At 55.5% G+C, this 10,013-nt stretch carries 6 protein-coding genes; 3 read left to right on the top strand and 3 right to left on the bottom strand.

The features are described 5' to 3' along the window. Both ACPGUT_RS03725 and ACPGUT_RS03720 read left to right on the top strand, forming a co-directional pair. A partial coding sequence (locus ACPGUT_RS03725; protein ID WP_423988948.1) for a DUF7507 domain-containing protein occupies positions 1-2,704 on the top strand: 2,704 nt, incomplete at its 5' end. A gap of 21 nt (positions 2,705-2,725) precedes the next feature. Continuing rightward, the gene (locus tag ACPGUT_RS03720; RefSeq protein ID WP_423988946.1) at positions 2,726-6,229 is read left to right on the top strand and encodes a hypothetical protein; all 3,504 of its coding nucleotides are present in this window, start codon (positions 2,726-2,728) and stop codon (positions 6,227-6,229) included. A gap of 51 nt (positions 6,230-6,280) precedes the next feature. Here the strand turns inward: ACPGUT_RS03720 and ACPGUT_RS03715 are convergent, their stop codons facing one another. The 3 genes from ACPGUT_RS03715 to ACPGUT_RS03705 all read right to left on the bottom strand — a co-directional run bounded on the left by ACPGUT_RS03715 (position 6,281) and on the right by ACPGUT_RS03705 (position 9,565). Beyond that, positions 6,281-6,970 (bottom strand): fumarylacetoacetate hydrolase family protein, encoded by a 690-nt coding sequence (locus tag ACPGUT_RS03715; RefSeq protein ID WP_423988944.1) that lies wholly within the window; start codon positions 6,968-6,970, stop codon positions 6,281-6,283. Between the two features lie 60 nt (positions 6,971-7,030). Beyond that, positions 7,031-8,668, bottom strand: a complete 1,638-nt coding sequence (locus tag ACPGUT_RS03710) for a serine hydrolase (RefSeq protein WP_423988942.1) — start codon at positions 8,666-8,668, stop codon at positions 7,031-7,033. Between the two features lie 177 nt (positions 8,669-8,845). Further along, positions 8,846-9,565, bottom strand: a complete 720-nt coding sequence (locus tag ACPGUT_RS03705; RefSeq protein ID WP_423988940.1) for an HAD family hydrolase — start codon at positions 9,563-9,565, stop codon at positions 8,846-8,848. A gap of 118 nt (positions 9,566-9,683) precedes the next feature. On the opposite strand from ACPGUT_RS03705, the gene clpS reads away from it, so the two are divergent. Then, on the top strand, positions 9,684-10,010 hold the full coding sequence (gene clpS, locus ACPGUT_RS03700; protein ID WP_423988938.1) for an ATP-dependent Clp protease adapter ClpS: 327 nt from the start codon (positions 9,684-9,686) through the stop codon (positions 10,008-10,010). Positions 10,011-10,013: the final 3 nt, after the last annotated feature.

The raw sequence follows: 10,013 nt of genomic DNA, 5'->3' as shown, positions 1-10,013 counted from the left end.
CTGTGCGGCGGATGATGCAATGGTCTGTGACACGGTCAGCGAGACCGTGACAGTGATCAGCGTTGAGGCAGAAGTTGACACGGCGAGTGTCAGTTTTGTGGACGCGACTGCGGGCACGACGGGTGTCACCAACCTGTTTGACAACGACAAGATCAGCGGTGCTCCGGCGGGGCCGGGCAATGCGACTGTTGTGGTCAACGCGTCCTCCTCCCTGCCAGCAGAGCTGACACTGAACGCGGATGGGTCTGTGGATGTTGCCGCAGGGACAGCGCCAGGTGTTTACAGCTTTGATTACGATCTGTGCAGCACGGTGAACCCTTTGATCTGTGAAACGGCGAAGGCGACAATCACGGTTGGCCAGCAGGTGGTTGCGACTGCAGAAACCTTCCCAACGGTTGCGGCCACGGGCGGTGTCACGACCTCTGTTTTAGGGTCAGACACGTTGAACGGCGCGGCAGCAACCCTGAGCAATGTGAACATCACGGCGGGTGCGGTGACGGATGCAGCGGGCGATCCGGCGACGGGCGTGACGCTTGATGCTGTCACAGGTCTGATCACGGTTGCGGAAAATACAGCAGCCGGCACATATTCCGTGGCCTACACGATCTGTGCGGCGGATGATGCAATGGTCTGTGACACAGTCAGCGAGACGGTGACAGTGATCAGCGTTGAGGCGACAAATGACGTCAACAATATCCTTGGCTTCAACGAGGGTAAGGCTGGACAGGGGAACCTTTTCAATCTCTTTGGAAATGACAAGGTCAACGGTGAACAGGCGTCTGTGGCCAACGCAACAGTGGCTGTAAATGCAAACTCAGCTGTGCCGGCCGGTCTGACACTGAATCCAGATGGGTCTGTGGATGTGGCTGCCGCAACGCAACCGGGTGTTTACAGCTTTGATTACGATCTGTGTAGCACGGTGAACCCTTTGATCTGCTCTACAGCAAAAGCAACCGTTACGGTTGGACATGAGATCACTGCTGCGCCGGAGGTCTTTGATCTGATAGGTCAAGACGGCGGTGTAACGTCTTCTGTACTGACTTCGGATGTTCTGAATGCTGCGCCAGCTGATCTGACGACTGTGGATATCACTGAACCTGAGGCGGGGGATTACACCGATGATGCGGGCAACCCTGCAACGGGTCTGACACTTGATCCGATGACTGGTTTGATCACGGTTGCGCCAAATACCCCTGCGGGCGTTTATTCTGTAGCCTATGAGATCTGTACGATTGATCTGCCGGTCAACTGTGCATCTGCTGTGGAAACCGTCACAGTCGCGCATCCAAAACTTGTGCTGACACTTCAGGCCATGGATCCAAAGCGTCCGGACGGAAGCCCTGCGGTCATGCCTAATGTCGGGGACTTTGTACCTTACGTCATGACCGTGACCAACAAAAGCATTGTACCCGTAGAAAACATCGCGATCAGCGGCGTTGATCTGACCAACATTGTTTGTAATCCGACAACTCTGGCGCCAAATGAGATGGCGACCTGTACCATGGATCCGTATGAGATTACGGTGAAAGACATCAATGCTGGTGGCATCGAAAAGACGGCACAGGTTACCGGGACGTCTTCAATCGGCACGCCGGTGGATGATTCCGATACCCGCAACAATGGTGGATCTGAGACCCGTGTTGATCCGGATATGGATGGCGTCGACGATGACATGGACCCGACGAATGATCCAACTTTCCTAGCGCTTTCCCCGCCATTTGCAGAACCCGGAGTGATCTCTGTGGTGAAAACGGTGGATCGTGCTGTTGTGGCCTATGGTGATACGGTTCTTTACAAGCTGGTGTTTACAAACACCTCTGTTCTGAATGTTGCGGGCCTTGATCTTGTGGACGAACTGCCTGGGGGAATTGCGTATACGCCTGGCACGGCCATGGTGGGTGGTGTTGTGACAGAACCGACTGTTTCGGGACGACAGCTGTCTTGGTCGGGAATGGATATTGCTGCGGGTGCGTCTGTTGAAGTTACCTTGCAGGCCCGTGTGGTTCCCGACAGTGCGACGCAAGATCTGGTGAACAGTGCCTGGGCAACCCAGGATGGTACAGTCGTTTCTGACATTGGCACGGCCACCGTGCGGGTCCGGGTTGAACATGTCTTTGATTGTTCTGACGTGATCGGGAAAGTCTTTGACGATCGCAATGGCAATGGCATCCAGAATGAAGGCGAAGAGGGCCTTGCAGCTGTGCGTCTGGTGACCGTGAATGGCCATCTGATTACGACGGATCAACATGGTCGTTTCCATGTGCCCTGTGCCGCATTGCCGGAAGATGGCGGGTCTAACTTCACGCTGAAACTGGACACGCGTACCTTGCCGTCAGGGTATCGCATGACCACGGAAAACCCCCGTGTTCTGCGTCTGACAGCCGGTCGTTTCGGGCGTATCAATTTTGGGGCAACCCTGTCTGAAGTGGCCCAGATTGATCTGGATGCCACCGCTTTCCAAACCAATCCAGAGACCGGTGAACGTGAGGCGATAGAGGCCCTGTCGCAAGCGCTGATCAATCTGCTCAACGATCCTGCAACCCCCATCGATGTGGTGCGTCTGCGCTATCATCGTGGGTCTGAAACCAGCCGTGCCGCTCGCCTGCATCTCGACCTTGTGGAAGAGATCTTGGAGGAGGCTTGGACAGGACAACGCGGCACCCGCCTTTTGGTGGAACGTGAAACCCTGCAGATCGCTCAGTAAAGACCAGAAGGAATAAGAAGCATGTATAAACAAACAACAATCGCCGGCCTTCTGATGACTGCGGCTTGGGTTATCCCAGGCAGTGCAGGGGCTGAAACAGACTGTCTTTCGGGTGGTGTCACATGTGCCGCCCATGCGGATACGGTGGTCAGCATGCCGATTGGCGAAAACGCCGAACAGGGGGCGACGCCTCCGGTTCGGGGGTTTGCGATCAGTGTGGGTGATAGCACACCTGTGGGTGATCAACGCTTGATTGAAGCACAGCGCAAGGCGGATGTCGCTCTGGCGGCGGCGGATATTCAGGTACGATTTGACGGGCTGGATCAGCCCCGCCGTCTGGATGCCCATGTGATTGGCGACCAGGCATGGAAGGCTGGCGATACCGTCACGTTCCAGAGCCGCATGAACTATCCGGCCTTTGTGACGCGGGGTGAAATTCGTGTCATTGATACGGCGGCGCGGGGCGGTGCCAAAACTCTGGCCACTGTGGCGATCACCCCGGGTGCGCAGGCCAGCCTGACACTGCCTGCGGGCGAAAACCTTGTCTTTGTGCACCGCGTATATGATGCGCATGGGCGCTTTGATGAAACCTTGGCGTTGCCTCTGTCTGAACGGGATCAGCGAGGGATCTCTGATGAGGATGCGCAGGAAGAGGGCACAACAACCCTGAACCGTCAGCGTATTCCTGTGACGGGCGGGGCTGTGACCGTATCGGGCACCGGCCTGCCTGCGGGGGCACGGGTGCAGACCCTTGGCGAGGTGATCGAAGCGGACGCGTCCGGTCGTTTTGTTCTGCAGCGGATCCTGCCTGTTGGCGATCATGCGGTGCGGGTTGCAGCGCGCACTATCGATCTGACCCGGGATGTGGAAATCCAAGGTGCGGAATGGTTTTACGTTGGCGTGGCTGACGTGACACTGGGCTGGCGCACTGGGGATAACATTGAAGGCACGGATAAATACCAGCGTGGCCGGATCGCGGGCTATATCAACGGGCGTCTGGCCAATGGTACAGAAATCACAGCCTCTGTGGACACCCGCGAGGAAGATCTGTCTGATATCTTCCGCAACCTTGATAAACGCGATCCCCGGGCGGTTCTGAACCGGATTGATCGCGATGATGCCTATCCGACCTATGGTGATGACAGCTCGATCGTGGAAGACGCGCCCACCAGCGGCCGTGTGTATCTGCGTGCTGAACGTGATGGAAACCACATCACCTGGGGCGATGGCGAAGCCAACATCGAAGGCGCAGAGTTTATCCGCAACACCCGCACATTATATGGGTTGCACGGGGAATGGGCCTCACAAAGTACCACGACGGAGGGCGAGGCACGTGTGCGTGTAAATGCATATGCCGCCCAGCCTGATAACCTGCCGGGCCGCGATATTTTCCGCGGAACCGGCGGGTCCATCTATTTCCTGTCGCAACAGGATATCAGCCGGGGATCTGACAGCATCTCAGTTGAAATCACAGATCCGACAAACGGACGGGTGCTGGAACGTCGGGTACTGGCCTATGGCACAGATTACACCATCAATTACACCCAGGGTGTGATCCGCCTGAACAAACCTTTGTCTGCCTATGCGGGCGCGGATGGTCTGATCCGTGAGAACCCAAATGGCGACAATACGGTCAATCTGGTGGCGGCCTATGAATGGACACCCACCGCCAGCGATCTGGACGGGTTTTCTTATGGCGCTCGGGTTGAAACCTGGGTCAGTGACACTGTGCGCCTGGGGGCAACGGGTCTGGTTGAAGACACGGGCGCGGCGGATCAGAAAGCCTTTGGTGCGGATTTGCGCTGGCAGCATTCGGATACGACCTGGGCGGAACTTGAGATCGCGCAATCTGATGGCCCTGGATTTGGATTTACCACATCTGCGGATGGCGGTCTGACAGGCACGCAAACAGATGCCCGTGGCGGCAAAGGCCAGGCCATTCGTCTGGAAGGGCAGGCGGATCTGGCGGAACTTGGCTCTGCAACCCCTGGTCTGATCGGCGGTTATTATGAAACCCGTGAAGAAGGTTTTACATCGCTGGATTATTCCGTTTCCAGTGATGAAACCCTTGTTGGTGTCTTTGCAGAAGTGGAACCTTCAGATCGCACACGTCTGCGGTTTTATGCGGACAGCTATGAAAACGATGCCGGGCGTGAAGATCTGGAAGTGGGGGCGGAAATCCACCACAAACTGTCCGACACGCGTGAGCTGTCTTTTGGCGTGGAACATCTGGATCGTACCAATCCGGGGGATGCCACCAACAGCGGCACCCGCACGGATCTGGCCCTGCGTTATACCGCGACGCCGTCTGATACGCTTAGCTGGTATGTCTATGGTCAGGGCACGGTGGAACGCACCGGTGGTCTGAAACGCAATGAACGTTTTGGGATCGGAGGCACTGCGCAGCTGAACCAAAACTGGACCCTCACCGGCGAAGTCTCAGAAGGGACCGGCGGCATGGGGGCACGGGCGCTTTTGACCCATGACAATGCTGAAAACGGCAACAGCAGCTATTTTGGCTATACGCTGGATCCGGACCGGTCGCTGTCCGGTGTGGCGTTGAACGGAAAAGACCGGGGACAGTTTGTTCTGGGGGGGACACGTCATCTGAATGACCGCACGACGATCTGGGCAGAAAACACCCGCGATCTGTTTGGCCGTCACAGATCCCTGACTTCGGCGTTTGGGGTGGATTACAGTGCCTCTGAATACAGTGACTGGTCTCTGGCACTGGAGGTTGGCGACATCAATGATCCGGATGGGGATGATTTTGAACGCCAGGCCCTGTCTTTGGGCTATGCCTATTCGGATGATACCAACCGCGCCGCCCGTGCCCGCCTTGAGCTGCGTCGCGAACGGGGGGAAGGTGGTGCCTCTAGCCGGGATGCGGATACCCTGGCCTTTACCGGGGATTACAACGCGGAGTTCTCAGAAAATGCACGTTTTATCGGAAGCATTGACGCTGTTTATACGGATCGTCTTGATGCCGCCGAACAGGATGCAAAATTTGCAGAGATCTCGCTTGGCTATGCCTATCGTCCGGTGGCGCACGATCGTCTGAATGTTCTGGCACGCTATCGTTATGTCTATGATGAATATGGTCAGGTGATCACCACATCCGGTGGCGCAGATACACGCGGCCCACTACAGCACAGCCATATTCTTAGCGTGGATGCGGAATATCAGTTGAATGATACTTGGTCCATTGGCGGTAAAATCGGTTATCGTTGGTCTGAAACCGCAGATGCTGGCAGCAACACTTTCACGCAGAATAATGCGCTGCTGGCCGTGGCCAATGCGCGTTGGCATGTGGTGCACAACTGGGATGCCCTGCTGGAAGTCCGGGCGCTTGATGCTCAACAGGCCGGCACCACAGATTACGGTGCCTTGGTCGCGGGATATCGCCACATCAACAACAACGTGAAACTTGGTATCGGTTATAACTTTGGTCGCTTCTCAGATGATCTCGCCGATCTCACCCAGGACGAAAAAGGCGCATTCATCAACCTGATCGCTAAGTTCTAAAACAAGCCAAACACCCCTACATCTGGAAAAATGTAGGGGTGTTTGCCCAAATTATGCGATGGATACAGTTACCGAAGGCAGCCCGGCTATCTCAACGGTGCAGCTGTCGCCTTTGTTCAATGGCCCGACACCATCTGGTGTGCCTGTAAAGATCAGATCCCCCGGTTGCAATTCCACAAAACGCGACAGATAGGCGATAACCGCTGGTACAGACCAGATCATTTCCGCCGTTGTGCTGTCCTGCTTTATGTCCTGATTGACCAGGGCGCGGATCATTGAGGCATCTACGTTTTTGCATTGATCCGCTGGCACAAGCGCGCCACAAACCGCCGCGTTGTCAAAGCCTTTTGACATGTCCCAGGGTCGTCCCGCGCCTTTGGCGTCATGTTGCAGATCACGGCGGGTCAGATCATTGCCCGCTCCATAACCCCAGACATGATCCAGTGCGTTGGTCTCGGAAATTTCAGCCCCCCCTTTGCCAATCGCGACCACAAGCTCAGCCTCATGATGCAGATTGTCAGTCATCTGGGGGTAGGGAATGGTTGTGCCATCGGCCACAAGGGCATCTGCCGGTTTTGTAAAGAAAAAGGGTGGATCAGATTTTGGATCCCCCCCCATTTCACGCACATGATCCGCATAGTTTTTGCCAACACAGAAAATCCGGCGCACGGGAAACTTTGCGTGACTTTGGTGAATGGCAACCGCGGGTTGCTCTGCGGGGGCGAATATAAATTCAGTCATGGGGGATGCTCCTTTCCGGACAGTTTTGCCCGGGAAGGAGACAGGTGCAAGACCGCAGTGTTACGGTCTTACAACTTCGCAATTCTGGGCGCGGGCCTGAAGACGGCGGCAGGCCAGTTGTGCCCGGTCTTGGGATAGACCTGTGAATTTGGCTTCAAAGCCACCACCGCCCCGGCTGACCCGACGCAGGGTTCCGTCTAGGGCCGATGTTTCCGCGAGAGCGGTCCGCAACAGCACACGTTCTGCTTCGAACTGAGATCCGTATTTTCCAAGGCTGACGCCCCAGTCGCGACCGCCGGACCGTGTCAGACGGGTCACGATGACCGGTTCCTGTGGTTGTGGCCGGGCTTCGGGGACGATTGTATTGATCACCGGACGCGGCGTGTTTTCATCAGGAATGAACCGCGCAGGAATGACGTTTTCAGGTGTCACGTCGACTGCGGCAACCACATCAACCTGTGGGTCTTCAATCTGGGTTTCGCCTGTGGCTTCTGCTACAGCGGCAACAATTTCGGAAGTGGTGTCGGTTTCCACTTCCACTTCAACTGCGGCCACGGTGGTTTCTTCGGCAACCGGTTCCTCTGTGACCGATGCTTCCGCCACGACCTCAGGGGTTTCCTGCATCGCCTCGGTCACTTCCTGTGCGACGTCGGCGGCCTGAACTTCCTGAACTGCATTGGCGATTTCGGCTTCGAGGGCCTGCAACAGATCTTCATCCGGGGCAGGGGGCGCAACCGGTGCTTCGGCAACAACCGGGGCACGTACAGGGCGCAACACTGGGATCAGAGAACGTGATACTGCAGTCACCTGATTGCGGCTGGCCGCAGCAGGTGCCGGCGCATTCGCATAACGCGGCAGGGCAGGGCGGCGCACGGCCACCCGGGTTGGCGCACGGCTGAAACCCATGTCCAGCAGTTCTGCAACCCGTGCATTTCGCGCAGCAGAAGACGTGCCACCAAACATGGTCGCAATGATACGTTCGTTTCCACGTTCAGCAGAGGCCACAAGATTGGATCCCGCAGCCCGCGTGTAGCCGGTTTTAATGCCATCTGCGCCGCGATAGCTGCTGAGCAGGCGCCGGTTGGTGTTACTGACCTGGCGGACACCTGCATCTGTAGAGATACGTGAAAACAGATTATAATAGTCCGGGTAGTCATAAAACAGATGACGGCCCAGTGTTGTCATGTCGCGTGCGGTGGACAAGTGTCCAGCTTCGGTCAGGCCATTGGCGTTGCGAAAGGTCGTGCGATTCATACCAAGAGCGGCTGCGGTGCGGTTCATGCGGCGTGCAAATGCGGCCTCAGACCCTTCGATGGCCTCGCCGATGGCAGTTGCTGCGTCATTGCCGCTTTTGATAGCTGCTGCGCGGATCAGATAGCGCAACCGGATGCGTTGTCCGGCACGTAAACCAAGACAGGAACAGGGTTCAGCGGCCGCATTGCGGGAAATACGCACCTGGGTGTCCAGGGAAATCTCGCCATTTTTGATGGCCTCAAAAGCGATATATAGCGTCATCATCTTGGTCAAAGACGCCGGATGAAGCCGCGTATCCGCATTGCGCGAATGCAAAACTTCGCCGGAACGCGCATCAATCACCATAGCTGCATAGGGCGCAGCCGAAGCCAAGCCGGTGAACAGCACAATTGCTAAAAAGAAATAGAATACCCCCGAGCGGAGCACATGTCTAAGACGTGTCATCACGTCGCCTGCCTTTTTGTCTGCCTCATGCCGCCGGATTTTCCCGGTCAGCTTTTTATTATTATGCTTTAGGCTAACACAGGGTGGGGTGCAGGAAAACCTTTATTTTTCAGTCGGCTCAACACTGTGCTTAATCTGTATTTTTTACAAGATATTGTGGGTTTAGGGGACATTTGCCTATATAGCCTGTATCGTTTTGATCAGCCCTGGCAGGTCCGCAAGTGTCGCGATTTCAGAATAACGCAGAGAATCTGTTGGGGGTTCTGCATGTTCCAAGGCCCAGGGTTTGCCATAGGGGACATAGACGCCCCAGGCTCCGGCTTTGATCACCGGCAACACATCGGATTTCATTGAATTTCCCACCATCAGCGTTTCTTTGGGCACGCATGCGTAGCGATTGAAAATCTCACGATAGGTTGCAGCGGTTTTATCGGAAACGATTTCGGCACCGTCAAAGAAATCGCCAAGCCCGCTTTGTGCCAATTTGCGTTCCTGATCTAGTAAATCGCCCTTGGTGATCAACAAAAGCCTATAATCCGGGGATAGTGTTTCAAGGGTTTCACGCACGCCATCCAGCAGGTGTATCGGGTGGGATAGCATGTCCTGTCCGGCTTCGATCAATTCTCGGATGACTGACGCTGGAACGCGTTCATCGGTGATTTCGATGGCGGTTTCGATCATCGACAGGACAAACCCTTTCACCCCAAATCCGTACTGACCAAGGTTCCGTCGTTCGGCTGCAAGCAATCGGTCTTCAAGATGATCGCTATCCGCATAGTCGCGCAGAAGCTCTTTAAAACGGCTTTGTGTAAGGCGGAAAAAGGATTCGTTCTGCCAGAGAGTGTCATCCGCATCGAACGCAATTGTTGACAGTTTTTGACCGGATTTACCTGACATTAATGGAATGCCCCTTTTCACTGGTGTTCAGGGAGCTATATACTCTCGTGAACGCAGCCGATGGAATGTTCTTTTGCACGATTTGACGAAAATGACCGCAGACTGGATGAAGACCGTGATGTCCACCGATGACGACGGCGGTGACGGTGATGGCGAAACCGGCGTTCTGACCCGGACGAAATCGAAAACCAAACGCCCGCCTATGTATAAGGTGCTGCTTCTGAACGATGATTACACTCCGATGGAATTTGTCGTGCATATACTGGAACGCTATTTCAGCCTGAATCACGCGGAATCTTTCGATATTATGCTGACTGTGCATAAAAAGGGCCTGGCAGTGGTCGGTGTGTTTACCCGCGAGATTGCGGAAACAAAAGTTGCCCAGGTCATGGAAAGCGCCCGTCAGAATCAACATCCCCTGCAATGCACAATGGAAAAAGAATAAAAT

Origin of the sequence: Halocynthiibacter sp., assembly GCF_049608145.1 — a bacterium.
In the GTDB taxonomy this organism is placed as follows: domain Bacteria; phylum Pseudomonadota; class Alphaproteobacteria; order Rhodobacterales; family Rhodobacteraceae; genus Halocynthiibacter.
The sequence above is the reverse complement of the archived record's forward strand: the minus strand, read 5'-3'. Positions and strand labels throughout refer to the sequence as shown.

Bases quoted from the DNA above. Each gene is read 5' to 3' on its own strand.
- ACPGUT_RS03720 (WP_423988946.1), top strand. From the start codon at position 2,726: ATGTATAAACAAACAACAATCGCCGGCCTTCTGATGACTGCGGCTTGG.
- ACPGUT_RS03715 (WP_423988944.1), bottom strand. From the start codon at position 6,970: ATGACTGAATTTATATTCGCCCCCGCAGAGCAACCCGCGGTTGCCATT.
- ACPGUT_RS03710 (WP_423988942.1), bottom strand. From the start codon at position 8,668: ATGACACGTCTTAGACATGTGCTCCGCTCGGGGGTATTCTATTTCTTT.
- ACPGUT_RS03705 (WP_423988940.1), bottom strand. From the start codon at position 9,565: ATGTCAGGTAAATCCGGTCAAAAACTGTCAACAATTGCGTTCGATGCG.
- clpS (WP_423988938.1), top strand. From the start codon at position 9,684: ATGTCCACCGATGACGACGGCGGTGACGGTGATGGCGAAACCGGCGTT.